Below are 23880 nucleotides of genomic sequence, written 5' to 3' on the forward strand. Positions count from 1 at the left end.
TTTTCATCTTATTACCAATTATCCGTTGCCATAGACAAGCCTACATTCTATATTTTCAGCACAAATTTCAAAAATCCAAACGCTTAAACAGGAAAAATTATGGCAAACAAGACTTTGAGCGGCGCCGAAGTGATTATCGAATGCCTCAAACGCGAAGGCATCGACACCATTTTCGGCTATCCCGGTGGATCCGCCATCCCGATGTTCGATGCGATTCTCGATTCCAATATTAAGGTAGTCCTCTCCCGCCACGAACAGGGCGCGACCCACATGGCCGACGGCTACGCACGCCAGACCGGCAAGGTCGGCGTCGCTCTCGTGACGAGCGGCCCGGGTGCAACCAACACGTTCACCGGTATTTATACAGCCCTCATGGATTCTAGCCCCATCGTGGTGCTCGCCGCACAGACGACGACCCCGAACCTCGGCAAGGACGCCTTCCAGGAATGCGACACCAGCGGCATGACGTTCGCTGCCGTCAAGCATTCCTACCTGGTGAAGGATACCAACGACCTCCCGCGCGTGATGAAGGAAGCCTTCCACATCGCGCGCACTGGCCGCCCGGGCCCTGTGCTCATCGACCTGCCCAAGGACGTGACCGCAGGCCCCTGCACAGCACCCTTCACCGACCAGATGGACTTGCCCGGCTACAAGATTCCGACGTACGCCTCTACCGAGAGCGTCGAGAAGGCCGCCGAATACCTCAAGAATTCCAAGAAACCGCTTTTGCTCGTGGGCCACGGCGCCATGATCAGCGGGGCCAGCCGCCAGGTGAAGGAACTCGCCGAAAAGATCGGCGCCCCGGTGTGCTGCACCATGCTCGGCCTCGGCGCCTTCCCCGTTGATCACGAGCTTTCGCTCGGCATGCTCGGCATGCACGGCACCGTGTACGCCAACAAGGCCGTACTCGACTGCGACCTGATTCTCTCTATCGGCAGCCGCTGGGACGACCGCATTACCGGCAAGCTTGAAGTGTTCTGCAAGGACGCCATCAAGATGCACATCGACATCGACCCCGCCGAAGAAGGCAAGGTTCTGCAGCCCGACGTGTTCATGTGCGGCGACGCGAAGCTCGTTTTGGAACAGCTTTTGCCGATGGTGCACAAGCTCGATACAGCCGACTGGATCAAGACTTGCCAGACCTGGAAGAAGCGCTTCCCGCTCACCTACCCCAAGCAGGGCGGACTCCGCATGCAGCACGTGATTGCGACCGCAAGCGAACTCACGCAGGGCAAGGCCATCGTCACGACCGACGTGGGCCAGCACCAGATGTGGGTGGCACAGTTCTTCCACATCAACTATCCGCGCCAGCTGCACTCCAGCGGTGGCGCAGGCACGATGGGCTTTGGCTTCCCCGCCGCTATCGGCGCCGCATTCGGCAACGAGACCGGCTGGCCAGTGCTCAGCTTCAGCGGTGACGGTGGTTTCCAGATGACCGAAGCGGAACTCGCGACCGCTGCCATCCACAAGCTCCCCATCAAGATTTTCGTGATGGACAACAAATACCTCGGCATGGTGCGCCAGTGGCAGGAACTCTTCTACGACCACCGCTACTCTAGCGTCGACATGATGGGCAACCCCGACTTCGTGAAGCTCGCCGAAGCCTACGGAATTCCGGGGCTCCGCATCAAGCGCGCCGCTGATGCCGAACGCGTAATCCAGAAGGCGCTCGAATACAAGGACGGTCCGATCCTCATCCACTGCGAATGCGAGAAGGAAGACAACGTGTTCCCGATGATTCCGGCAGGCGCACCGCTTACCGCCATGCTTACGGAAGCACCCAAGGCCAAACTTGAAAAACCCACGGGATCGACCTAACAGGAGGACATTACCATGATCGATAAAGGACATTCCATTAGTTTGTTGGTGGCGAACCGCCCGGGCGTGCTCGTGCGTATCGCCCTCGTGTTCTCCCGCCGTGGCTACAACATCGATTCACTCGTTGTCTCCCCCACGCTTGACCCGAACTTCAGCCGCATGAATATCATCGCGCACGGCAATCCCGAGATCCTGATGCAGATTATCAAGCAGCTCGAAAAGCTCGTGGACGTTGTGCAGGCAAAGGACCATACCGGCACGGACGCCGTCGAGAAAGAACTCGCACTCATCAAGGTGCGTTGCACTCCGGACCAGCGTACCGAAATTCTGCAGCTGTGCGACCATTTCCACGCCAATACCGTGGACATGACCGCCACGTCCATGATTATCCAGATTACGGGCAACAGCCAGAAGGTCGACACGCTCAAGAGCCTCTTGCAGAAGTTCGAGATTGTCGAATACATCCGCACGGGCAAGGTCATCATGCTCCGCGGCGAAGATAAAACGTAAGCGGCTCCGCCGCAGTTACTAGTCACTAGTTATTAGTTACTAGAAAATGCAAAAATTAAACCGTCTGGATGCAAGTCCAGGCGGTTTTTGCTATGTGTGAGCGTGCGAAATGCCGTTCGAAGCAAACTACATTAACGAAGCAGACTTAAAATCCGAGGACGGCTTCGGAAATTTCGTTCGCCTCGTCGGAGTAATCATCAACAAAATCGGCCGTAAATTCGCCCCAGGCTTCGCTTGCTCCGCAACCAACTCCAACTTCCATCGAGGACCACTTGAACACGCCATAGACGCGTTCATTGCGTTCCATCAACTCCGTCAGGAATTCCTCGGGAAAGTCTTCTTCCACGAAGAGGCTTCCATCCATCGCAAGAAGCTCTTCCTCAGGAAGTTCCTCGAAGCGGCATTCGTATTCGTCCACCATCACGTCATTCACGTAATACCAGTCGCCCGAATCAGCATTCGGCAAGTCAGCCTCCGGAAAACGCTCCAGAATTTCGTTCCAAACCGATTCCAAATCGGCGTGGCTGCCGATAAAACGCATCAAGATTCTACATTCCACAGCATCCCTCCCAATCATTGGTTATAGGCAACATCGCCTAGCGCATTACTTCTTTTCTTGCGGCACAAGGCGTTCCGCAATACGGAAAAGATCATTGTAGACATCAAGAAAATCTTCTATCCAGATAGGATCCCTCTCGCCCACGATCTGGAACATTTCCTCGAGCGTATGACGCGAGTTGTAAGGGCCGACCAAACTACCCGCAGGCTGGACCAGCACTCCGCCACGGTAATCAGTCGACGCAACAAGGCGCGCGCGGAACGAACGGCGCAAGCGGGCGATAAGTGTACCGCGAAGCGATACGAGTTCGCGATGCGCTTCCAGGCACTTGCCCTTCGAAATCCAATCTTCCACCATGTCGAGGCGACGTTGAATGGACGAACGCTCCGTAGGCGGAATAAGCATCTTCCTGCGGACAAGGGTATCTCTTATCTGCTGGACAGTTCCGCGCAACATGTCGGGTTTCCAGAAGACCATCGGGATCCGCGAATCCGACGTCTTGCCGCTCGCCATAGGCGTATGCGACCCCACCCAGCGAGCAAGCTTGTCCAGCATCATCTTCGCTTCGGGTTCCCTGTCAATCGCGATATAGTCGCAAGCTCGCTCGAGGAGTTTGTCGGCATAGACCAAGCGCCAGTGCGGGAGCGTCCCGGACTTGCGGATGGCATCGACGGATCGACGTATGGATTCTACCCTTTCATTCATCAGTGGAAATTCTCTCGTCTAAGTGGCGTGACACCGATTTCCACACGGCGATTCAAGCGGCGGTGTTCCTCGGTATCGTTCGGATACTTGGGCTGGAATTCGCCAAATCCCGCCGCAAAGATGCGATCGGGCGGGAACCCCTGTGCAACCAGCGCCTTCACGACGTTCACTGCACGTTCCGAAGACAAGTGCCAGTTCGTGTAATTGACCTTGGAACTGAACGGAGTATCGTCGGTAAAACCGCTCACCATCACGACATCGCCCGTGTCGAGCGCATCCAGGAGCCCCTTGCTGATTCCCTTGATGACGGAAACGCCTTCTTCGGTCAGGTTGGCACCGCTCGTCGGGAAAAGGAACGACGCCTGGATCTGAATCTTTCCGTCGTCAAGAGCAATGAGTCCCGCCTCGATGGATGTCTGCAAACTTTTCGACAGGAGCGCATTTCGTTCGCTCGCTATCTTACGCATTTCTTCCTGACAGCTGAGAACTTCTTCCTCGGTTCGCGTAAGGTCTTCGGCCTTCTGTTCCTTCAATGTCGCCATGGCGACAAACGCAAGAATGAACAGAGAAACCAAAGCTATGCCGAGGTCGGTATAGGCCATCCAGGGATTGGTATTCTCGTCGCGACGCAGACGCATAGGTTAGCCCTCGGCCTTCGGAGCGTTGTGTGCAATGGAAGCACGCTGAGCCTGTTCCAGCACCTCGAGTAGAATTTCCTGCGTCTTGACGGCATTTTCCACGAGCACTTCGCTTGCGCGTTCGTGGAAGGCTTCCAGGGACTGGTTGAGGTGTTCCACGAAGTTTTCTTCTTCCTCGTGTTCCGCCGTATCGCCACTGAGCTTCTCGAGAATCGTCTCGAGGCCCGCACGAAGCATTTCGAGATTCGCGCTAAGTTCGCTCTGGTTCACACGCATGAGTTCGGCCGTCTCGACGATGTTTCCGCCAAGCGCGTCGGTCGCTTCCTTCTCCTTCACCACGCGATTGTCGATACTTTCGGTGAGAGCCTTCTGGGCTTCGAGGAGTGTCGCCGACGTTTCAGAAAGTTTCTGGAATGCGGTAAGGATATCGTTCGAGAGCGCCGAAAGCTTTTCGGCAACGGAATTGCTGAGTTCAGCAGAACCCGCCTGCGCCTTCTCGGCCACCTGAAGGGCGACATTTTTGAGTGTCTCGAGGCCCTGCTTCTGGGATTCCGTACTCGCAGAACTTTCAGACGCAAGTTTATCCATAAAGGCTTTCCACTGTTCGTCAGACTGTTTGACTTGAGCCGAGACGCAATCCGCAATGTTCTTTACAGCGCCATCCATCGACTTTTCGGTCGATGCAGCAACACCCGAAAGACCTTCCTTCACGCTGGAGGAAATAGCATTCAAGTTGGAATTCAGACTCGAAGAGATTCCGTTCAACTTGTCGTCAAGCCTGGACGGCAATGCTTCCACCGAGGTCTGCAGGTTTTTCATGTAGTCGTTTATCGGACCCAGCGCATTCGCGACATCATTGCCGACGCTGCTACCCAGATTTCCAAGAGAACCCTCCAGTTTCGAGACCATGGAGCCGAGGTCAGAATTCAACTTGGACGTTGTCGAAGAAAGTTCCTCGCCCACCTTCGAAACAACACCGTTCAGGCCCTGCTGCACAGACTCCGCCACGCGGGCAAGATTCTTTTCGACCGCATCGAAGAGGCGGCCGAGCTCATCCTTGCTCTTTTCATTTTCACCAGCAGATTCTCCCTGCAAATCCAACGTAAGCGAATCCAAGCGCGCAATAAAGGCCTCGCGGGAACCGAGGAAAAGCCCGCGCGAAATACCAAGCACGAGAGCCGCGAAGAGGCCGCAAAGGCTCGTACCGAAAATGCCCTTCATGTTGCCAAAGAGAACCTGGATCGTATCGAGAGTCCCCTGGGTCGTAGAATTGTCAATGGCAACGCCCGCGGTCGCAACAGAATACATGAGACCAAAGAAAGTTCCCATAAGGCCAAGGAGAATCACCGTACCACCCGAACTTCTCGGAGCCGGAACAGAGGAATTGTTCGAAAGCACCTCGAAAGCAATCGCAGAATCCAGGCGCACCCCCCTGCCGAGCAATTCGCGGGCCTGACTCAGGCGGCGGGAAACAAACCCATCCTCATCCGAGCTCATGGTTTTCAAAGCCGAAAGCAACCTGAACTGGTCGATAACGAACACGGCGAAAATCGCCATCATGATAATCCAGCCGAAGAGCGGGGCTCCAAAGAAAACAGCGCCGGCAACCAAGACCGCAAGTCCGACAACCGTGAGAATGAGAATCGAGTTGAAAGCGTTCTTCATCTTATTCCTTGAGTTTAGGCCTCCATCGAGGCCGTTGTTTCAAAAAGGTTCAACTGACCGCGGGAGAATCCGCGGAGAAAAAGCAACCACTTGTCGCGGTACCATTCAATGACATGCATAGTAAGTCCGCGGGCGTAATCGCAAAAATCATCCGTAAAAGCGAGAAAACCATTCTCGTAAGCATAATGCGGGTTCCAGAAGCGTCCCACATTTCGAGCGCAGGAGGCCGCAGAACTATAATAGCGCGGAGCCCCCTTGGTGTTGAAAGCCGCAGCAAAGCGCTTCTTGGCAAGGGCATTGAGCGAACTGCGCAAGGACACCACGATCGTATTTTCTTTTTCGCGGAGCGAGGATTCTAGGCAGGGGAGCAGTTTCGAGACCGCATCCACGGCACTCTCGGCATGCCAATACTTGCACAGCTTTTCCTGCAGCTGCATCACGCGGCCATGCATGCGGACAAACAAGGGTTCGGCATCGCTCACCAGCAAATGGATCGTCGCCGAGTAGAAAGCGCTTATATCCTGCTTGTTGTTCTTGACCGTGAGCGCCCAGCCCTTTTCCTCGTCATGATGCAAGAAATCGCCCCCTTCCAAAAGCAGACGCATCACCTCTTCCGTCGAGAATCGCTGGATCCACTTGGCGCGGAATTCATCATAAAGTTTGTTCGCATCGGCCATGATCTGCGGGAACCCCGCATCACAGAGTTTCCACGCGGTCTCGCTATACGAAATCTGTTCCGAACCGCCGACAGATTCTTCCAGGTTGTTCAGGAGCGCATCCATATGCTCAAAAAGAGCTATAGACCAAGTGACCATCATCGATTGAGAAAGATCCGCAACCATGGAGGAGCGGTTAGGGCTATCGTTCAAGCGAACGCTCACCCCTGTCATCTTCCTTATAGCTCGACGAAAAGACTCTTCCACGCGCTCCCCCTAGAACCCAGTCTCGATCGCATGCCAGATGCTACGGTTCACGTGTTTGCCGGAACGAGAAAGTTCGTCGGCTTCCTTGCGGACATCCGCCTCAAGATTTCCCTTGATGAGAGCAAGATCTCCATTGTAGTCGCCGCCCGCTTCAAGATAGAGGCCATAGACATTGCCGGAAATCTTGGTATCGGCAGCGAGCACCTTGCCCGCCCTTACAGAAAGAGCAAAGCGATTGCGGACAAAATCACAGCGTGAAAGGAATACTTCTGTAACATCGTCAATCCACAGGCCGTAGTAATTGTTCACAAAATGCACATTTTCAAAAATACCGCGGGAACGGAACACCGTATTGCGAAAGGCGTTTTGCACCACCAGGTTCTTGACTTCGAACGGCCTATTAGACGAGACAAAATGGATTCCATTCCAGTTGCCGCTAGAATCCGCATTCTTGAACGTGACGGGTTTCGTCTCCGTCCCGAGGATGCGGACCGGCCCGCGAAGAGTAAGTTTCGCATACTCGCCCATAAGGACCGTCACTCCAGGCTCGACAACCAAGGTGTCCGAGACCGAAACGACGACACTCTGTTCTAGAATATAGGGGCTATCTTTTTCCGTCAAGCGGACAACGCCTTCGGTCGGATGCGGGAACGGCATTTCACCGGCAAAACCCGCCACCACAAGAACGGCCACGCACCAAACCACAGCATATCCTATACGCCGGACAAACATCAGATTTCACTCCTCAGCTTGATTCTCTGAATGACGCGCATGTTGGGAACCTCGTAGCCCGCGACAATATCGTTCACGTTCAAATGCCCCGAAAGTTCAAGATTTACCGAGGACACAATTCCGTGCGTGATATCGAAGAGGATAGAGCCCGTCCCGACAATAAAGTCATCGCTTTCCATCCGGACATTCGACGTAGAATCCGCGACTTCCTTGTACTGGACGTTCATCCCGATTTTTGCCATCTGGACGCCATCATGCAAAAACACTTCCTCGAGGGTAAAAGACTTATAAACGACTGTCGTCTTGCCCTTCTCCGGAATTTCCACCGGACGCTTCCAGGTCTCGCCCACCTTCACGGGACCTCCCGGAAGAATCGGCTGCACCTTCATGAACAGCTTGAGCAGATTCAATTCCTCGGTTCCCGGTTGCAAGGCAACATCTTCAACGGCCGGTTCGCTCACAGCTCCATCCGAGGCCATCTTGTACTGGAAATGCTGCGTTAGGAGATATTTCTCTATATAGAGGTAATCCTCTACGGTCCGCTTATCGCTCTTATATTGAATGGAATCGATTTTCATCTCGAACCGACCGGAACCGTTATCGTACGCAACCAGTTCGGAGAGCGTCGCCTGGACGTTCAGGCGGGTCTGCATCGATTCCGGGTTCGGATTTGCGGAATCAACCGGCAACAGGGCGTCCAAAGAGGACTCTATGAAATATTTCTGGACAGGCGGATTCTGGGTATTGAACGCCAAGGAAACATCATTGCTGTCACAAGAACAAAGAAAAGCGAGTGCTACAGAGCATGAAAAAGACTTGATAAAATTCATGTTCTGAATATAGATATTAGACCGGCTTACGTGGGGCCCTTGTTGCCGGAATCGCCCTTTTCGAGCCGCATGCGCTGAAAAAACGCCTTCAGCAGGCCCAGGCACTCATCGGCAAGCACTCCACCCACCACCTCGACCTCGCGCTTGAGAGCGTTACCCGCAATCACGTCGATAGTCGTTCCGCAGCCACCAAAACGGGTATCCGGGGAGCCGTAGACCACGCGGGAAACACGGCTATTGAGGATAGCCCCCGCGCACATCGGGCAGGGTTCGAGCGTTACATACAAAGTACAACCGTCCAGGCGCCAGTTTTCGAGTTTGCCCGCGGCAGTCCCGATGGATAAAATTTCGGCATGGGCGGTGGCGTCCCTCAGCATCTCGATCTGGTTGTGGCCCTTCCCTATCACCACGCCGTCCTTCACGATGACGCAACCGATGGGAATTTCCTTCTCGTCGAAAGCCTTTTGCGCCTCGCGAAGCGCCATGCGCATGAACTTTTCGTCGTCTGCAGAAATCACAGCCCTCTCCCGTAGGCGCAGTAGGAGTCTTCTTGCATGTAGTCGCCGTCGTGGTAGTAAGCGGCACGGGCGCGGCAACCGCCGCAGCGGTCGTTGAACTTGCACTTGCCGCAAGAACCGGAGTATGCCTTGGTGCGGAGTTTCTTGAACACATCGGCGTTCGCCCAGATTTCGTCAAACGGCGTATCGTGCACATCGCCCGCTTCTTCCATCATGTAGGCGCAGGGGCGCACCTTCCCTATCGGGCTTACGATGCAGTAGTCGATACCGGCGAGGCAGCCTCGGCTGTAGCGGGTCTTGATGTCCAATTGGTCCGCGATGCGCAGGAACTGCGGGGCGCAGGTCGGCTTCACGGGGATTCCGAGCGTGCGGCTCTTTTCCATAATCTTGCGGAGGAGTCCCTCGTATTCGGCAACGCGGAGCGCGTGACCTTCAATTTCCTTGCCGCGCCCCACGGGAATCAGGAAGAAAATCTGGTGGTTCACCGCACCGATTTCCTTGACCCAGTCCATGATGTCGAAAATCTCGTTCTGGTTCCAGTCCATAATCGTCGTGTGAATCTGGAACGGGAGGCCCGCCGCCTTGCAGTTTTCGATGCCCATCATCGTGAGTTCGAATGCGTTCGGGAGCCCGCGGAAGTCGTTGTGGCGCTTGGGGTCAATACTGTCGATGCTGATGCCCATGGCCATCGCGCCGGCCTTTTTGAGTTCAAAGGCAAGGTCGTGCGTGATGAGCGTGCCGTTGGTACCGAATACCGGGCGAAGTCCCTTGCTCGAGGCATGCGCGATAAGTTCCACAATGTCCGGGCGGGTCATGGGTTCGCCACCGCTAAAGATCATGATCTTGAACCCCGCCTTCGCGATTTCATCAATCAGTTTCAAAGCTTCTGCGGTCGTGAGTTCCGCAGCCTTGTTCTCGCCCGCGTCCTGATAGCAGTGCTTGCAGGTCAGGTTACACTTGTTGGTGGTCATCCAAGATACAATCATTCTAAAACCTCAGTCAATAACGATACAAAGATAGCAATCTGCGCCATCATCAAAATCCAGCCAAATGTATTCAAAAACCGCCCGAAAGTGTGATATAAAGCAGAAAAACGCGAAAAATCGCCCTAATCGGCAGGTCTAATGAAGATATTTTGCAATTTCGTGACACTTTACCGCCTTTTTTTTGATATTTTACAAGCCAAACAGGAACGATAGCGTTCCTTCTACGAATTTTAGGAGTTCCTATGCGTTTTTTTGCACGAATTTTGAGCATTGCGGCAGTAGCCTCGGGCATCGCATTCGCCCAGCTCGCGCCCCAGCCCCAGCAAGCCAATATCACTCCAATGACCGATTCCACCGGTGCAACCATGAAAATGGACTTCAGCATCCCCTTAAGCGGGGTCAGCGACCCGGGAATCCTCTTTAGCCACTTTTCCAAGCGCCCGCTGCTCATCTACTACTTCAGCCCCAAGTGCCCCCACTGCCAAAAGCACTTCCCCGAAGTCCAGGGAATCATGAAGGAGTATGAAAAATCGGGAGCAACCGGTATCGCCATCGCAATTAGCGGAAGCATCAAGAAAAACGACATCCGCATGTTCATCGACCAGTTCAAGGTCGTCGTTCCTGTTTTCCAGGACACCAACCAGAAATTCGGGCCCATCTACGGCAACGGGTACGTTCCCGTGCTCTATCTGGTACTCGAGGACGGGACCATCTACCGCTATGAGACCCTCGACGAAGCGAACATAAACCACCTTCGTGCCACCCTCAACAAGGCTCTGAACAAATAAAAACTCTGGACACCATCGGCATCCAGAGTTTCATACTCACGGCGGGAGTCGAACCCACGACCCGCTGCTTAGAAGGCAGCTGCTCTATCCAACTGAGCTACGCGAGCGTTGTGGCGCAAATATAGCCAAAAACGGACTTGGCGTCAAATGCAAGGTTCTCCCAAAACCTAAATTGTATTTCGATATAGGAAAAGGACGATCCCATTGAAGAAGTCTCTCGTTATTCTACTGATTTGCCTGCTGGCCATGGCCGCATCCGCCGCGGTCAAAAAAAAGCGTTTTGACATCAACGGAACAGAATCCGCACCCACTACGGAGATTATAAAAGCAGACACTGCTAGTTCAGCGCCCGTCGCAGTCACAGACAAGCAGGCTTCCGGCTCGTCGTTTCTTTCCACAATCGCTCAAGCGCAAAAAGTCCTGCGCGAAAAGATGACATCCGCCATCACGGCAATGAAGCAGGGCGATTGGAACGCCATCTGGAAATTTCTCGCCATCTGCTTTATTTATGGGATGTTGCACGCACTCGGCCCTGGACATGGGAAATCCATCGTCGTCGGTTACTTTATCGCAAGGCGCGGACGCTGGCGGCAAGGAGTTGCACTCGGAGCAGGGATTACCGTAACCCACACAATGAGCGCCGTCTTGCTTCTATTCATTTTATATGCAATATTCAAGGCAACCGTATTTACCGCATTTGAAACGGGCCGCATCGGCATCGAGAAGGCAAGCTACGCCCTTATCATGCTAACCGGGATATTGCTTGTCGTTCTCGGCATCCGCGACTTTTTCAAGCAACAAAAAAAGGAGCATGAAGAAACACCTTCAGAGGCCGCATTACCCCCCACAGCCCGCTGGCGCGAAATTATCGGAGTCGCAGCCATCACGGGCATTGTCCCTTGCCCGGCAGTCGCACTAATAGTCCTCTTCTGCCTTCTCAACTCTATGGTCGCACTTTCACTCCTGGGCGCCCTTGTCATCTGCATTGGCATGACCATCACCAACATCACTTTCGGTATCGCAGCCGTAGCCCTTCGCAAAGGAATCGACAAAGGAAGTGCGCACACCCGTCTGGCAGCCAACATTTACACCGCAGCGACTCTTGCTGGAGGACTTGTGATTTTTGTATCAGGGCTACTGTTGTTCAGCAACCAGTTTGCCGGGAGAGTGTAATCGCTCCCAGCCTTTCTAGTCGACAACTTCCATACCCTGCAGGCGGTACAGCACCGACTTGAACGAGAAAAACGCCACATGGGTATTTTCCTCGTCAACCGCAAACTTGATCTTATCGAAGGTGCAAACGCACTTGGATACGGCACCCATGTCGTAGTAGTCCACGAACAGCGTGTCGTCCTTCACCTTCTGGGAAACCTTCGCCTCGATATCGCAGTAATCCTCGACATTGTTCAGTTCCACGATGGAAAGTCCATCGGGATTGTAGAGCAAGGTCGCAGTCGGGAGTTCCTTCGCAGCAGGAGCAGCCATCACCTTCGGGTTATTCTCCGAGAATCCATTCAAGCACTGGCCCTTGTAATAGCCGGTCATCTTCAGCTGCTTCATGTCTTCCGATTCGACAGTTTCCTTTGCGATACGCATCCTGTTGCCCAAGTTCAGCTTGTCATCCATGACCAGGAGGGAGGTCCCCGTAAAGGCGCCTTCGGCCCTCATAGTGAAGTAGACCTGCGCCTGGCAAGCACAGCCGTCGGAAACATCATCTTCGTGCATCAGCGGCTTCACGTAGAGAGTGTCACCCGCCGCAGTCACCTCGATGCTGTCAAGAGGAACCCGCCTGGACATGCCTACAAATCCGCCAATCTCGCTACACGCCACCATCACCCTCTCCACAAGAACATTTGCAAAGCTGGAACCGTCTTCCAAACTCATGGTGGCCATCGGAGGAAGCGCCATGTCGGCGCCGCCATCGACCATCGGATCATCGGGACCTTCCTTATCGAGGCACTTGCCGCCAACATGAGTCGCCATCTGGGTCACCCTCCCAGCAGGTTGCGCACTCGAAGAAGAGCCCGGCGCAATACTCGAGGACGACAAGTCCGGCAGCCCTGCTGACGACCCGCCCTGCGAACTGGAGGATTCGGCCGGTTCGCTAGAAGACGGATTCTCGCTGGAAGAAGAGACGACCATGCCCGAAGAAATCTTTTCCGGAGCGGAACCATCCACAATCTTGAATACCGTATTCTCGTACTTGAAATACTTGATGTCGATATCCGCATCGGAGATATCGAACGTAAAGTCCGTAGTGCAGAGCCAGTTCAGAGTCTCACTTGTCGAATCCGAATTCCAGACATGCAGGGTATCGCCGGAACGTTCGTACAGGCATTCACTGCATAATTCAACATCGTAACGCACCTTCGGGAGAAGAACCTGGAAGCCGCTACCTTTCGAGCCTACAACGAATGCCTCGCCTTCCCCGTCCCAAGGCGTGAAGGCACCGCACTCCCCGGCGTGGGCAATTTCAGCCCTTTCAGACGGCTTTCCAGAATCTCCGGTCTTGGCATTCGAAGACGAATCGTCCCCGCAGGCAACAATCATAAGCGGAAGCACAGCACATGCAAAATACTTTTTCATATCCATTTTCCTTCTTCAATTAAAGTCGAACATCAACCATCCAAATCGGAAGCATCCACGAGAATAGCTTTCGCCAAGGGCATCGGCTCTCCCCCATCGAACACGAGATAATTCGTATTGGAGAACGCCTCGTTCTGTTCCACCTTGAAGGACACTCGCGTCGGGCAGATGCAGTTGGTTATCGGGCTGTCCGGATCGACTTTCGGTTTGACATACAGCGTTCCATTGTCCGCATAGACATCAAAGCTTTCAAAAACAATCGCGCAAGGCATCATCACTTCAAGAATGACGATGGTATCGAAGCCATCGTCGCCCACTCTACGGCCCGCAACGGCCACTTTGGTCGACGTCGTATCAATCGGGTCCATGACAAATGAATTGCTTGCCAGCGCCGGCGCATTAGCTGTCTGCCTATCGTTCTTGCATTCCAGCTTAATATCCTTCGCCAGCTTGTGCCCCGTTATTTCTTCAACCGTAACCACGCTCATTTCGACAATTTCCATGATGTTCGGATTTGAACCGGCAACATTGTCGAAAACGAGAACTGTCGCACGCCAGTAGGCTTCATTGTTTTCCACGGCAAAGTCCACCTTGGAATTACAAATGCACCGCTGCGCATTCGTGTTGTCGAATTTAGCCTTCACGTAAACCGTATCGTCGGACACATCGACATCGAGCGTATCGACTACGACACCGCAGGTAAGCGAAAGATTTTCGATGGTAAAGCCGGTCCGTTCGGTACCGACATAGCGGTAGACAACCGGAGGTAATTTTTCATCGCCGTCGACAGATCGGCTCACACCAGTATCCGAACCGCCATCAAGCATAGGATCGTCCACCACACCCTTCGCAAGACACTGAGCATTGGCGTCCGTTACGACCTGGTGCTTGTCCGCAACTTTCGCCTCAGACGACGAACTTTTTGCCGACACAGACGAAGACGATTCAACCGGAAGCGCAACCGACGATGAAGATTCAGGCGCTCCAGTCGACGAGAGTTTTTCAGCCGAAGACGATTCGGCAACCTCGGCAGAAGACGAGCTCTCGTTACCGGCCGACGGGTCAGGTGCCGTCGAAGACGAATCGTCCCCGCAGGCAATGAGCATGAGCGACAGGGCCGCAGCTGTTGCAAGTATCTTTTTCATGTTAGCCTCCTTCTTTTAATTATCCTTTACCGGAAGAGTTTCCTTCTGGTCAAAAGCCATGTAGTTGATACCGGAATAGGCCTTGCCGAGCGTGAACGTGGCCTTCGCCGCACATTCACAACCGTAATCCCAGCCCTTGCTCCGGCTAAAAGCCACGTACAGCGTATCGCCTTCACTACTGACAACCGGGTGGCCTTCGTTTACACCTTGCAGGAACTGCTTCTGGGCATCCTCCTCGCAAGGGATAGCGAAATAGACATTCTGCAAGACAAATTTCACGGAGTCACCCTCGACATGCTTGAACGCCTTAGGGCCACTGACATCCGATGCTGCGGCGGGGGTATCCAATTTCACATAAATGACGTTTTCCACGCACTGGATGGAGAAATCGCTCGCATGCGCAATATCGCCATCGCGTAATTCAGAAGAAGACGAAACCGGAATCGGGTCGACAACTTTATTCTCGCCTTCATCCGAGCTGCTTTCTATAACAGGACGTTCGCTCGAGCTGCTCCTGAAAATCGGCTTGATATTATTCTCATTACCGGAACTGCTGCTTTCGTCCTGCACCATTTTCGAATCCGACTCACTACTCGAAGAACTCGGCTCCGACACACTCACCCCGTTCTCAGTTTCAGAGAGACTGCTGCTAAGCGCGCCTGCATCCCCCGACGAACAACTATTCAACGCAATTGTACTGGGATCGATGGTGCCTCCTGCGACATCTTCAACACCGCCATTGGAACACGCAATCACGAGCACCGCCAAAAGAGACCCTACGGCAATGAAAAATTTCTTAAGCATGGCGAGCCTCCTTGACCTTGTCGGTGACCGGAAAAAACTGGAAATTGATTCGACAAACCTGATTCTGGTCCTTGTACTCGTTTGCAATGGAAAGCACCTTCTTGCAGCAGGCATCTATTTCTGCAATAATTCTCCGGTTTGCCTCCTCGTTCACGCTAAGTGTAACTCCGGTAAAATAACGTTCATTCGGAGAATAGCGGTCCACGGCGCGCACGGCCATGTTCGCCATCTCCTTGTGCATGGAACGAATTGCGATAGGCAGCGCCTCCTTTGAGCCTATCACGGTCTGCTCCGTCTGCGAATAGACCTTCTCCCCGTCCTTCTTCAGGAATCCGGCCTTGAGCAAGAATTCCAAAACGTCGCGGACTTCCTCCGCCGACACGTGTTCCTTGCACTCCTCGGCAATATCGCGCGGGCAGGCACCCGGCATCATCGGGATAAGCTCCCTCAATACCGGATATTTCCACGATTCATAATATTGAAAAGCGTCTCCGTCCACGATACGCACCCTGTGTTCGAGCGCGATTTTCTGCATCTCAAGCAGGGCAGTCCTCTTGACGGAATCCTTTTCCGCATTGCAGAACACCACCAACAGCCGGAAATACTCTATTTCGAATCCGACGAGTCCCATGGCTCGTGCCACCGCATCGACCTTGACCTTGCTGAGCTTGCTCTGGCCCATGCCCACGAGCTTTAGAAAATTCGGAGACGAGAAACCAGCGCTCCGACAAAATTCACGCCACGAGAACGCGCCTAGACGCTTGCGTTCGTCGTAGTAATCCTGTATATACAGGTGGTAATCCTTATATTCGAGCACCGATTTCATACTTTCCAATATATCTTTTTTCCTCAGGCAAGTCAATAGTTTTATTATACAAAAATGTTCTTTTTTAGTAAATTTTCACAATATTTTCAAGAATTAAAGAAAATTTTTCACTATATTATACACACCGTATAATACAGCACCGCAAAAAAGCATCATTAAAAAGTTTTCCCACGTCATACCCCAAGCAACCCCATATCAGGCGACATAAAAAATTCTATCTTGGCGCCCCTTTGGGGCGCATTTAGTACGGCTCGGCCATGTCAAAGCAATGAATTGCTTTGACGTCTGCGACGTCCGTGGCTACGGCTCGAAAATGCAAAAAACAAGTTTTTCGCGCTTTCTCGCCTTGCACACTTTTGCCGCGGCACTCGCCTTTTACTAAATTTGTGCCCACTATGGAAACTCGTTACAATTCTAAAGATGTGGAAGCCCGATGGCATAAGACCTGGGCTGAGAATAACAGTTTTGCACCCAGCGGAAAGGGCGAACCGTTCTCGGTCGTGATTCCGCCCCCGAACGTTACCGGCGCGCTCCATCTGGGACACGCGCTCAACGATACGCTCCAGGATATTTTGGTACGCTACCGCCGTAAGACCGGCCGCGACACGCTGTGGATTCCGGGTACGGACCACGCGGGTATTGCCACGCAGGCCGTGGTCGAAAAGCGCCTTTTTCAGGACGAACACAAGACCCGCCACGACATCGGCCGAGACGCGCTGGTGGAACGCATCTGGAAGTGGAAGGACGAATACGAAGCCCGTATCACCAAGCAGCTCAAGAGCCTGGGCGTCAGCTGCGACTGGAGCCGTCAGCGCTTCACGCTGGACCCGGTCTGCGCGAAGGCCGTGCGCCACGCCTTCTTCAACCTGTTCAAGAAGGGCCTCATTTACCGCGGCAAGCGCCTAGTGAACTGGGATACCAAGCTCCAGACCGCCGTTGCCGACGACGAAATCTACTACGAACACGTGAAGGGCCACTTCTGGACGTTCAAGTACCCCCTGGCCGACGGTTCGGGATTTATCCCCGTTTCGACCACCCGTCCGGAAACCATCATGGGCGATACCGCCCTCGCCGTGCACCCCAACGACGAACGCTACGCGCAGTACATCGGCAAGATGCTCAAGGTGCCCTTCGTTGACCGCGAAATTCCGGTGATTGCCGACGCTATCCTGGTGGACAAGGACTTCGGTACGGGTTCCGTGAAGGTGACGCCCGCACACGACCCCAACGACTATGCGACGGGCCTGCGTCACAAGCTCCCGATGATCAACATCATGAACGACGACGGCAGCTTGAACGAAAACGCCGGCAAGTTCCAGGGCCTGAAGGGACAGGCCGCACGCGACGCCGTGGTGGCAGGCCTCGAAGAACTCGGACTTTTGATCAAGGTGGAAGACCACGAAATGGACGTGGGCCACTCCGACCGCAGTAAGACCGTGATCGAGCCGTACCTCAGCGACCAGTGGTTCGTGAAGATGGACGTGCTCGCCGAAAACGCGATGAACGCCGTGAAGTCGGGCGAAATCAAGATTATCCCCGAACGCTACGCCAACAAGTACCTCGACTGGCTCGCCGAAAAGCGCGACTGGTGCATCAGCCGTCAGCTCTGGTGGGGCCACCGCATTCCTATCTGGCACACCGACGCTAGCGAAGACGAACTGAAGGCCGCATTTGCCGGCCGCGACGACATCTTCTTCTACAAGGCCGAAAACGGCGGCTACCTCGTGTGCAGCCAGGAAGAAGACCTGAAGGAAGACGCCGTTCCGGGTCGCGTGCTCAAGCAGGAAGAAGACGTGCTCGACACGTGGTTCTCCAGTGGACTCTGGCCGCATTCTACCATGGGCTGGCCGGAAAACACCGACACGCTCAAGCGCTACTACCCCACCAGCGTGCTCGTGACGAGCCGCGACATCATTACGCTGTGGGTCGCCCGCATGGTGCTCTTCAGCCAGGAAAACATGGGCACGGTTCCGTTCCATACGGTGTACATCCACCCGAAGATCCTCGACGGCAATGGCCAGACCATGAGCAAGTCCAAGGGCAACGGCGTGGACCCGATGGATATCGAAGAGAAGTACGGTACCGACGCCCTGCGCTTTGTGATGGCAAGCCTTTGCACCGACAACCAGGACGTGCGCCTGCCGGTGAAGAAGGAAAAGCAGCCGGATGGCCGCGAAATCAACACCAGCGAAAAGTTCGAAATCGGCCGTAACTTCAGCAACAAGCTGTGGAACGCCTGCCGCTTCCTGTACCCGCAGCTCGAACAGGCCGGCGCTCTTGCCGCCGAACTCCCGATGGACAAGAACTTGTTCGCGCTCGAAGACAAGTGGATTCTCTCCCGCCTGCAGACGACCATCAAGGACGCCACCCGCATGCTCGAAGAATACCACTTCGCCGAACTCGCCGGGTTCCTGTACCGCTTCGTGTGGGACGACGTCTGCTCCAGCTACCTGGAAATCAAGAAGGCCGTGATCAACAGCGAAACGCTCACCGCCGAAAAGAAGAACGCGATGGCCATCCTCAGCTACGTGCTGAAGAACGTGCTCGACTTGCTCCACCCGGTGATGCCGTTCATTACCGAAGAGCTCAACAGCATTTTGTTCCAGGGCAGCGAAATGGTGATCAGCCGCGCATGGCCCAAGGCCGACGAATCGCTCATCGACGCAAAGATCGAAGCCGCATTCGACCAGGCATTTGCCGTGGTGGAAAGCGTGCGTGGCGTGCGTGGCCGCTACAACGTGAGCCCCGCCACCAAGCTCAGCGCCGTGGTGAGCGTGGACGACGCCGCGACGGAAGCCAGCGTGAAGGACTGCATGGCAATCATCACCGAACTTTCGGGTCTTTCTGACCTGAGCGTCGCCGTGAAGGCCGCGAAGCCGAAGTTCAGCGCCAGCGCCGTGGTGCCCGGTGGCGAGCTCTACATTCCGTTGGAAGGCATCCTCGACCCGGCTGCAGAAATCGCCCGCTTGGAAAAGGAAATCGAGAAGGCCAAGGCATTCGCCGCCAGCATCGAGAAGAAGCTTTCGAACCAGAAGTTCGTCAGCGGTGCCCCCGAAGCCGTGGTGAACGCCGAACACACCAAGCTCGCAACGCAGATGGATATTATATCCAAAAATGAGGCGGCGCTGAAGGAACTGCGCTAACTCACGTCATTGCGAGGCTCCGCAAGGAGCCGTGGCAATCTATTTTAAAAGAGATGTTCAAAGAACATCTCTTTTTTCAAACATTCAACGCTATTGACATTCGTTTTTATTTATACAGTTGCAGGGGAAGTAGATTCCCAATAAGTTCGAAATGCCTATCCAGCGAGAACAGTGTCAATCCATTCTGCAAGACATTTTGAGCAATCATCAAATCAGGCAAGCCGACCTTATTTATACCATGCTTCAGGTTTTCCGTCTGCATGTAGATAAGGCCGTTCCAATCAATCTGTATTGGAACCTTCGGTAGGAGGTTTAGCAGATTTTCAAGCTCTGTCTCGCCCCGTTTCCTTATAGATGGGAGCAATTCGGCAAGAATGATGTCGTTAATGCAGATACTGCCGTTGTCAATCAGTTTTTTGAGAACTTCCTTGCTTTCACCACCGCGAAAACCGTCGATCCATACGGAAGTATCAACGAGGGTCATTTCTACCTCGCAGGGCGTCGAGATCGATATCCAGGTCGGTGTTGCCAAGATACTTCTTCAAACCAGAAATGTCGTGCGCTTTCTGTGACTTTTTTTCCATGAGAAGAAGACCTATTTTCCACTGGAGTTCTTCCAGTTGGGTATAGGGCAATCCTTCCACCTGCGATTCAAGTTCTGCAAAGGCTGTTTCCGACATGTTTGGACCTCTCTTGGGTTTAATATACATTATTTGCCCCAAATTTGCCAATACCATTCCAAGTTGGAGTGCAGATTTGTCTTTACAAAATAGCATAAATCTACTTTTAAAAAAAAACGAACTAGCTGATAATCTCGATTGTTAGGCGGAAGTGGTTACAAAGGCTATTCCTCCAGCATGGAGGCAACGGCATCTGCCGCCGTTGCATAAGAGCCATGGAGATTTTTGCGAGTACGGCTATCGCTAATAGCCTTTTCTAGAGACAAGTCTTCGGGGGCATGGCGAACATCAAAAGGAATACCGTTATGTTCGATGGCAAAAGTCAAGAAAATACGGATAGCCGTAGAGGTATCCATACCGAGAGACTGGAACAAGTCGTCCGACTTCTTTTTCAGGTCATCATCAACTCTCATCTGCAACGTAGCCATAATTAGACTCCTTTCCCCCTAAATGACCATCACTGAAAAAGGTTGACACTTCTTAGGTGATTTTACTGACCGGGTTGACAGTTTCTCTGACTTGGTTTACACCTTTTTCCCGGTATATCGATCCCGGTTGACAGTTCAACCGACTTGGTTGTCACTGCCGACTGGGCCTTCTTCATCCAAAGATATCTTTTTGCCTGCCTCGCGACGTTCGCGGGGCGTCTTCCAGCACCTTTTTTGCGGTCCCTCTTGACCGTGCGCTTCGTTAGGAGTCTGCATCCCGATGCTCATGTGGGGCCGTTCACCGTTGTAGAACGGGATTATTCTCTCGAGTTCGGCCTGGCACTCCTTGCGTGTTGCGAACTTCATCTTGTACAGCCATTCAGTTTTCAGGATGCCGTTTGCGCGTTCCGCGACGGCGTTCTCCAGCGGATCGCCGCTTTGTGTCATGCTGATGCCTATGTTGAGTTTCTTGAGCACTCCCACATATTCGTGGCTGCAGTATTGGCTGCCCCTGTCGGAGTGGTGTATCAGGGCGTGGGCGTGTTCGAGCGGGATCGTGCCCAGCGCCATGAGCAGCGCCTTTAGCGGATAGCGTGTTTCCAGCGTCGGGCCAAGCGCCCAGCCAACGATCTTGTGCGAGTAGGCGTCCGTCACCAGTGACAGGTAGCACACGCCCTCGTCGTTTTCCACGTAGGTGATGTCCGCGACCCATATCTGGTTCGGACGGTTCGGGACTACGCCTGCGATCAGGTTCGGGTACTTCCTGTAGTTGTGTTCCGAGTTCGTCGTCCTGTAGCGCCTGCGCCGCTTCAGTCGCACCATGAGGTCGTTTTCCCGGAGCAGCTCCACGAACGAGTCCCGGCCCATCATGTCCGGAGCCCCCATGCTGGCCGAGATGATCCTGTGCAGTTTCGCGCAGCCAAGTCCGGGGTTGTCCTTGCGGTAACGGCGTGCCGCGTCCAGGACCACGCACTCCATCGCGTCGCCCGCGAAGTCATTGTCGCTTCGCTTGTAGAACGCCTGCCTGCTATAACCAAACAGCCCGCAGAGGGCATCCAGGGATGTGCCCGGGAGCCTCCTGCGTAGCAGGGCTACCGTTTGGTGCCAGATTTTTTTCTGATGGGTATGTTGAACTTGCTCTCGGCAAGCTCTATCATGGTGTCGAAGGCCTTCGCGCGCAGCGTCTCGGTATCCAGCGCCTTCTGCAGGCGACGGTTCTCGAGTTCAAGCTCGCGTATCCTTTCTTCGGGGTCCTTGGCCATGTCTTCAGCCTCGCTTGCCCCCAAAGATAGCGATTCTTCGCGCAGGTAGCGGTCCATCCAGTTGAATAGGACCTGCCTGCTGCTTAGGTGGTACTTCTCGACGATTTGTGCCGCAGTCATCTTTCCCGCCTGGTATTCGGCGACAACCGCCATTTTGTCTTCGTCGTCGAAGATGCGCTTTTCGGTGGTAACGCTAGTCCATCGGGGATATCCGAACTGGTCGTATTCCGCGACTCTCTTTATTACCTGTTTTGTCTTCATTGGCACTACTCCTGCTTTTTTGAGTAGTGTCAACTTTTTTCAGTATAAGACAGTCTTCGCAATAATAGGAACAACTCTCTTTGGAGAAAATTTTCCCGCATGGTTTGGTTCCATTGGAAAATCAATGTATTCCTTATTCCAAATAATGACATTGGAATCATGGTCTATGGGGATCAGCCGACCCGTCATGGAAGTATATCCTTATGCTTGGGCATTTTTCATCCCATTTATACTCATAACATCATTCGTTGTTCTGAATGTTCTCGTGGGAATTGTCGTCAATTCCTTTGGGGAAACGACATCATCAGAACCGCAAAGTACAACAAAAGAAAAAGATTTTCTAAATGAAGTAGAAGCAATCAAGCAACACCTTAACAATTTGGAGACCTTGATTGAGAAAAAAGAACAACAATTGTAGTCGGGATAATCTACACGAACGAGAATCCATTTTAAAGAGGTGTTCCTAACGGAGCACCTCTTTTTTGATTTATCCACCTTTTAGAACTCGGCTACGATACCGAGACCGACAGGGAAAAACGGCTTGTCGTTATCAAGCGTTCCATACTCAGCATCGAAATGAGTATAATAGCCGCCATTGCCGGCATAGAATTCAAAGCCCATTTCAAAGTAGGCTCCAAAATGGTTCAGGAACATGTGCTGGTACCCCAAGCCAAAAACCAGTCGCCAGTAATTGATGTCCCTCGTATGCTCGATGAGTTCTGAATTTTCCGAACCCACATTCGTTATCGTAAAGCCGTTCATTTCACCGGTTATCCATTCCGAAGAATGGTATACATACGGGCCCGTCAAGCCCGTGAATCGGTAGGCAACCCCGATACCTCCCATGAAATCGTAGTCGGAGTTGTAGGTTGCCAAATGAACGTTTGCAGATAAGTGCCCGTCCAGCATGGTGTATCCAACACCAACCATCCCCTGAGACGGCCCGAAACCGAGAGAAACACCTATCTGGGCAAAACTAGCCCCGGCAAGAATGCAAAGTATCAAGAGAACCTTTTTCATGTTCAACCTCCTATTTTAGAACAAGTTTTATAACAAAATAACCACATTTTTTCTAAATAAAATGTTCCTAATCACCCTAAATTGCACTTCATCAGAAAAAGAATAACGAGCATTCTCCTTTTTTATTATTATTACAACAAGTTAGGAGAAGAAATCATGAAATTCACCAAATTTCTATTTGCGGGCGTATTTTCCGCAAGCCTTTTCACCACAAGCCTACATGCGGCGGAATGCAATGTCACCCACCATCAAGGCGGGGGCGGCAGCACCGACATCTACATGGGGTATCCAGCAACAGCGCTCTACCTGTTCGAAGGCGACTACCTGGACCTCTCCAAGATGAGCCAGCGCGAACCGGCGGTCAAGAACGCCTCCGGCACCGATACGGCATGGGTCTACAGGTCCGAACTGGATTCCACCATGATCGTAATCGTCACCGAGAAGGTGGTCAAGGTCGCACGAGTCACCTATTCCGATGACGAAAATTCACGGATGGATTCACTTTTTACCGTGAAGCACGAAGACGTGTACAAGGACGAGTTTCCGCGCCTGCAGAAGGCGGGAGTCTTCAAGGGGACGGCGGAACAGGCAGATTCCCTCGTGACACACGTATTTGAATTGTGCCAGCGATTCTACAGCAAAGATTACGGTTACGGCGGCTGTGTATTCAACCCGCCCGAGCAGAGAGGAAGAAACGGCGGGAAGGACGTCGACATGGTCGACATGCCGCTTGCACTTGCAGCCGTTGCCGGCGAGTTCACCATCCTTCTCGATACGCTGAATACGTGTCCGGATCACAAGTTCCCTGCCGAATCCCCGACAGTCAATCCGCGCACCGCCGCGGGACTACCGCAGGCGAAGGCCAGCTTCGTAAGGCTCGGCCAGATGCGCTACCGTATCACGAACGTGAAGCCCGGTTCCGCGTACAAGGCATTCAGCCTGAACGGCCAACTGATCGAAAGCGGCATCTTGAATGACGGCGTGTTTACGGCAAAAAATTTGCCCGTCATCCTGATGCTGGACAACAGCCAGAACCTTTACCTGAAGGATTAA

The 23880-nt window shown here is 53.3% G+C and carries 26 protein-coding genes and 1 tRNA gene; 7 read left to right on the forward strand and 20 right to left on the reverse strand.

Annotated elements, in window-relative coordinates:
* The first annotated feature begins 99 nt into the window (after positions 1-99).
* Positions 100-1818 carry a biosynthetic-type acetolactate synthase large subunit gene (ilvB, locus tag B4B27_RS12145; RefSeq protein ID WP_290726904.1) on the forward strand — a complete coding sequence of 573 codons (1719 nt, stop codon included), beginning with the start codon at positions 100-102 and terminating at the stop codon, positions 1816-1818.
* A gap of 15 nt (positions 1819-1833) precedes the next feature.
* A complete protein-coding gene (ilvN, locus tag B4B27_RS12150; protein WP_173365414.1) occupies positions 1834-2328 on the forward strand; it encodes an acetolactate synthase small subunit in 495 nt (164 codons plus the stop codon).
* A gap of 145 nt (positions 2329-2473) precedes the next feature.
* On the opposite strand, the gene B4B27_RS12155 is transcribed toward ilvN, so the two are convergent.
* From B4B27_RS12155 to nirJ2, 9 genes are all read right to left on the reverse strand, one after another.
* The gene (locus B4B27_RS12155; RefSeq protein ID WP_173382568.1) at positions 2474-2887 is read right to left on the reverse strand and encodes a hypothetical protein; all 414 of its coding nucleotides are present in this window, start codon (positions 2885-2887) and stop codon (positions 2474-2476) included.
* Between the two features lie 45 nt (positions 2888-2932).
* Positions 2933-3592, reverse strand: coding sequence for a hypothetical protein (locus B4B27_RS12160; protein WP_173382569.1), 660 nt, complete (start codon positions 3590-3592; stop codon positions 2933-2935).
* The gene (locus B4B27_RS12165) at positions 3592-4230 is read right to left on the reverse strand and encodes an OmpA/MotB family protein (RefSeq protein ID WP_173365417.1); all 639 of its coding nucleotides are present in this window, start codon (positions 4228-4230) and stop codon (positions 3592-3594) included. Before B4B27_RS12165 ends, B4B27_RS12160 begins: the two co-directional genes overlap by 1 nt.
* Before the next feature lie 3 nt (positions 4231-4233).
* On the reverse strand, positions 4234-5895 hold the full coding sequence (locus B4B27_RS12170) for a fimbrial protein (protein ID WP_290726909.1): 1662 nt from the start codon (positions 5893-5895) through the stop codon (positions 4234-4236).
* Positions 5896-5909: 14 nt separating this feature from the next.
* Positions 5910-6785, reverse strand: a complete 876-nt coding sequence (locus tag B4B27_RS12175) for a hypothetical protein (RefSeq protein ID WP_290726911.1) — start codon at positions 6783-6785, stop codon at positions 5910-5912.
* 42 nt (positions 6786-6827) lie between these two features.
* Positions 6828-7550, reverse strand: coding sequence for a hypothetical protein (locus tag B4B27_RS12180; RefSeq protein ID WP_173382571.1), 723 nt, complete (start codon positions 7548-7550; stop codon positions 6828-6830).
* The gene (locus B4B27_RS12185) at positions 7550-8305 is read right to left on the reverse strand and encodes a hypothetical protein (protein ID WP_290726914.1); all 756 of its coding nucleotides are present in this window, start codon (positions 8303-8305) and stop codon (positions 7550-7552) included. Before B4B27_RS12185 ends, B4B27_RS12180 begins: the two co-directional genes overlap by 1 nt.
* Before the next feature lie 101 nt (positions 8306-8406).
* Positions 8407-8898: a tRNA adenosine(34) deaminase TadA gene (gene tadA, locus B4B27_RS12190; protein ID WP_290726916.1), complete on the reverse strand. Its 492-nt coding sequence runs from the start codon at positions 8896-8898 to the stop codon at positions 8407-8409.
* Positions 8895-9884: a putative heme d1 biosynthesis radical SAM protein NirJ2 gene (nirJ2, locus tag B4B27_RS12195; RefSeq protein ID WP_290726919.1), complete on the reverse strand. Its 990-nt coding sequence runs from the start codon at positions 9882-9884 to the stop codon at positions 8895-8897. The genes tadA and nirJ2 overlap by 4 nt, the downstream gene beginning before the upstream one ends.
* A gap of 242 nt (positions 9885-10126) precedes the next feature.
* Between nirJ2 and B4B27_RS12200 the strand changes: the two genes are divergently transcribed.
* Complete coding sequence (locus tag B4B27_RS12200; RefSeq protein ID WP_173366579.1) at positions 10127-10672, forward strand: TlpA family protein disulfide reductase; 546 nt, start codon at positions 10127-10129, stop codon at positions 10670-10672.
* 33 nt (positions 10673-10705) lie between these two features.
* Here B4B27_RS12200 and B4B27_RS12205 read toward each other — a convergent pair.
* Positions 10706-10779: transfer RNA gene (locus B4B27_RS12205), tRNA-Arg, on the reverse strand.
* Positions 10780-10876: 97 nt separating this feature from the next.
* On the opposite strand from B4B27_RS12205, the gene B4B27_RS12210 reads away from it, so the two are divergent.
* On the forward strand, positions 10877-11845 hold the full coding sequence (locus tag B4B27_RS12210; RefSeq protein ID WP_173366580.1) for a nickel/cobalt transporter: 969 nt from the start codon (positions 10877-10879) through the stop codon (positions 11843-11845).
* A gap of 15 nt (positions 11846-11860) precedes the next feature.
* Here the strand turns inward: B4B27_RS12210 and B4B27_RS12215 are convergent, their stop codons facing one another.
* The 4 genes from B4B27_RS12215 to B4B27_RS12230 are packed head-to-tail and all read right to left on the reverse strand — an operon-like array spanning position 11861 to position 16033.
* Positions 11861-13258 (reverse strand): hypothetical protein, encoded by a 1398-nt coding sequence (locus B4B27_RS12215; protein WP_290726922.1) that lies wholly within the window; start codon positions 13256-13258, stop codon positions 11861-11863.
* A 32-nt stretch (positions 13259-13290) separates the two neighbouring features.
* Positions 13291-14403, reverse strand: coding sequence for a hypothetical protein (locus B4B27_RS12220; protein ID WP_290726924.1), 1113 nt, complete (start codon positions 14401-14403; stop codon positions 13291-13293).
* Positions 14404-14418: 15 nt separating this feature from the next.
* Entirely contained in the window at positions 14419-15207 is a 789-nt protein-coding gene (locus tag B4B27_RS12225) for a hypothetical protein (protein ID WP_290726926.1), read from the reverse strand.
* Complete coding sequence (locus tag B4B27_RS12230; protein WP_290726928.1) at positions 15200-16033, reverse strand: TIGR02147 family protein; 834 nt, start codon at positions 16031-16033, stop codon at positions 15200-15202. Before B4B27_RS12230 ends, B4B27_RS12225 begins: the two co-directional genes overlap by 8 nt.
* A gap of 395 nt (positions 16034-16428) precedes the next feature.
* Here B4B27_RS12230 and B4B27_RS12235 point away from each other — a divergent pair, with 395 nt between their 5' ends.
* A complete protein-coding gene (locus tag B4B27_RS12235; RefSeq protein ID WP_290726930.1) occupies positions 16429-19176 on the forward strand; it encodes a valine--tRNA ligase in 2748 nt (915 codons plus the stop codon).
* Positions 19177-19282: 106 nt separating this feature from the next.
* On the opposite strand, the gene B4B27_RS12240 is transcribed toward B4B27_RS12235, so the two are convergent.
* From B4B27_RS12240 to B4B27_RS12260, 5 genes are all read right to left on the reverse strand, one after another.
* Complete coding sequence (locus tag B4B27_RS12240; RefSeq protein ID WP_173382213.1) at positions 19283-19660, reverse strand: PIN domain-containing protein; 378 nt, start codon at positions 19658-19660, stop codon at positions 19283-19285.
* On the reverse strand, positions 19647-19856 hold the full coding sequence (locus tag B4B27_RS12245) for a hypothetical protein (protein ID WP_143153091.1): 210 nt from the start codon (positions 19854-19856) through the stop codon (positions 19647-19649). Before B4B27_RS12245 ends, B4B27_RS12240 begins: the two co-directional genes overlap by 14 nt.
* A gap of 164 nt (positions 19857-20020) precedes the next feature.
* A complete protein-coding gene (locus tag B4B27_RS12250) occupies positions 20021-20284 on the reverse strand; it encodes a type II toxin-antitoxin system RelB/DinJ family antitoxin (RefSeq protein WP_173382214.1) in 264 nt (87 codons plus the stop codon).
* A gap of 135 nt (positions 20285-20419) precedes the next feature.
* The gene (locus B4B27_RS12255; RefSeq protein WP_349678257.1) at positions 20420-21394 is read right to left on the reverse strand and encodes an IS3 family transposase; all 975 of its coding nucleotides are present in this window, start codon (positions 21392-21394) and stop codon (positions 20420-20422) included.
* The gene (locus B4B27_RS12260; RefSeq protein ID WP_173382217.1) at positions 21376-21807 is read right to left on the reverse strand and encodes a transposase; all 432 of its coding nucleotides are present in this window, start codon (positions 21805-21807) and stop codon (positions 21376-21378) included. The genes B4B27_RS12255 and B4B27_RS12260 overlap by 19 nt, the downstream gene beginning before the upstream one ends.
* Here B4B27_RS12260 and B4B27_RS12265 point away from each other — a divergent pair.
* Complete coding sequence (locus tag B4B27_RS12265) at positions 21719-22225, forward strand: ion transporter (RefSeq protein WP_290726936.1); 507 nt, start codon at positions 21719-21721, stop codon at positions 22223-22225. The two genes, B4B27_RS12260 and B4B27_RS12265, sit on opposite strands and share 89 nt — an antisense overlap.
* An 80-nt stretch (positions 22226-22305) precedes the next feature.
* Here the strand turns inward: B4B27_RS12265 and B4B27_RS12270 are convergent, their stop codons facing one another.
* Positions 22306-22827 carry a hypothetical protein gene (locus tag B4B27_RS12270; RefSeq protein WP_290726937.1) on the reverse strand — a complete coding sequence of 174 codons (522 nt, stop codon included), beginning with the start codon at positions 22825-22827 and terminating at the stop codon, positions 22306-22308.
* Between the two features lie 156 nt (positions 22828-22983).
* Here B4B27_RS12270 and B4B27_RS12275 point away from each other — a divergent pair, with 156 nt between their 5' ends.
* On the forward strand, positions 22984-23880 hold the full coding sequence (locus B4B27_RS12275) for a hypothetical protein (RefSeq protein ID WP_290726938.1): 897 nt from the start codon (positions 22984-22986) through the stop codon (positions 23878-23880).

The organism is Fibrobacter sp. UBA2449 (genome assembly GCF_002342555.1).
Taxonomy (GTDB): domain Bacteria; phylum Fibrobacterota; class Fibrobacteria; order Fibrobacterales; family Fibrobacteraceae; genus Fibrobacter.

Bases quoted from the DNA above. Each gene is read 5' to 3' on its own strand.
- B4B27_RS12245 (WP_143153091.1), bottom strand. From the start codon at position 19,856: ATGTCGGAAACAGCCTTTGCAGAACTTGAATCGCAGGTGGAAGGATTG.
- B4B27_RS12270 (WP_290726937.1), bottom strand. From the start codon at position 22,827: ATGAAAAAGGTTCTCTTGATACTTTGCATTCTTGCCGGGGCTAGTTTT.
- B4B27_RS12235 (WP_290726930.1), top strand. From the start codon at position 16,429: ATGGAAACTCGTTACAATTCTAAAGATGTGGAAGCCCGATGGCATAAG.
- ilvN (WP_173365414.1), top strand. From the start codon at position 1,834: ATGATCGATAAAGGACATTCCATTAGTTTGTTGGTGGCGAACCGCCCG.
- B4B27_RS12225 (WP_290726926.1), bottom strand. From the start codon at position 15,207: ATGCTTAAGAAATTTTTCATTGCCGTAGGGTCTCTTTTGGCGGTGCTC.
- B4B27_RS12230 (WP_290726928.1), bottom strand. From the start codon at position 16,033: ATGAAATCGGTGCTCGAATATAAGGATTACCACCTGTATATACAGGAT.
- B4B27_RS12160 (WP_173382569.1), bottom strand. From the start codon at position 3,592: ATGAATGAAAGGGTAGAATCCATACGTCGATCCGTCGATGCCATCCGC.
- B4B27_RS12220 (WP_290726924.1), bottom strand. From the start codon at position 14,403: ATGAAAAAGATACTTGCAACAGCTGCGGCCCTGTCGCTCATGCTCATT.
- B4B27_RS12215 (WP_290726922.1), bottom strand. From the start codon at position 13,258: ATGAAAAAGTATTTTGCATGTGCTGTGCTTCCGCTTATGATTGTTGCC.
- nirJ2 (WP_290726919.1), bottom strand. From the start codon at position 9,884: ATGATTGTATCTTGGATGACCACCAACAAGTGTAACCTGACCTGCAAG.
- B4B27_RS12180 (WP_173382571.1), bottom strand. From the start codon at position 7,550: ATGTTTGTCCGGCGTATAGGATATGCTGTGGTTTGGTGCGTGGCCGTT.
- B4B27_RS12165 (WP_173365417.1), bottom strand. From the start codon at position 4,230: ATGCGTCTGCGTCGCGACGAGAATACCAATCCCTGGATGGCCTATACC.
- B4B27_RS12175 (WP_290726911.1), bottom strand. From the start codon at position 6,785: ATGACAGGGGTGAGCGTTCGCTTGAACGATAGCCCTAACCGCTCCTCC.
- B4B27_RS12200 (WP_173366579.1), top strand. From the start codon at position 10,127: ATGCGTTTTTTTGCACGAATTTTGAGCATTGCGGCAGTAGCCTCGGGC.
- B4B27_RS12250 (WP_173382214.1), bottom strand. From the start codon at position 20,284: ATGGCTACGTTGCAGATGAGAGTTGATGATGACCTGAAAAAGAAGTCG.
- B4B27_RS12260 (WP_173382217.1), bottom strand. From the start codon at position 21,807: ATGAAGACAAAACAGGTAATAAAGAGAGTCGCGGAATACGACCAGTTC.
- B4B27_RS12275 (WP_290726938.1), top strand. From the start codon at position 22,984: ATGAAATTCACCAAATTTCTATTTGCGGGCGTATTTTCCGCAAGCCTT.
- B4B27_RS12265 (WP_290726936.1), top strand. From the start codon at position 21,719: ATGCGCTTTTCGGTGGTAACGCTAGTCCATCGGGGATATCCGAACTGG.
- B4B27_RS12240 (WP_173382213.1), bottom strand. From the start codon at position 19,660: ATGACCCTCGTTGATACTTCCGTATGGATCGACGGTTTTCGCGGTGGT.
- B4B27_RS12170 (WP_290726909.1), bottom strand. From the start codon at position 5,895: ATGAAGAACGCTTTCAACTCGATTCTCATTCTCACGGTTGTCGGACTT.
- ilvB (WP_290726904.1), top strand. From the start codon at position 100: ATGGCAAACAAGACTTTGAGCGGCGCCGAAGTGATTATCGAATGCCTC.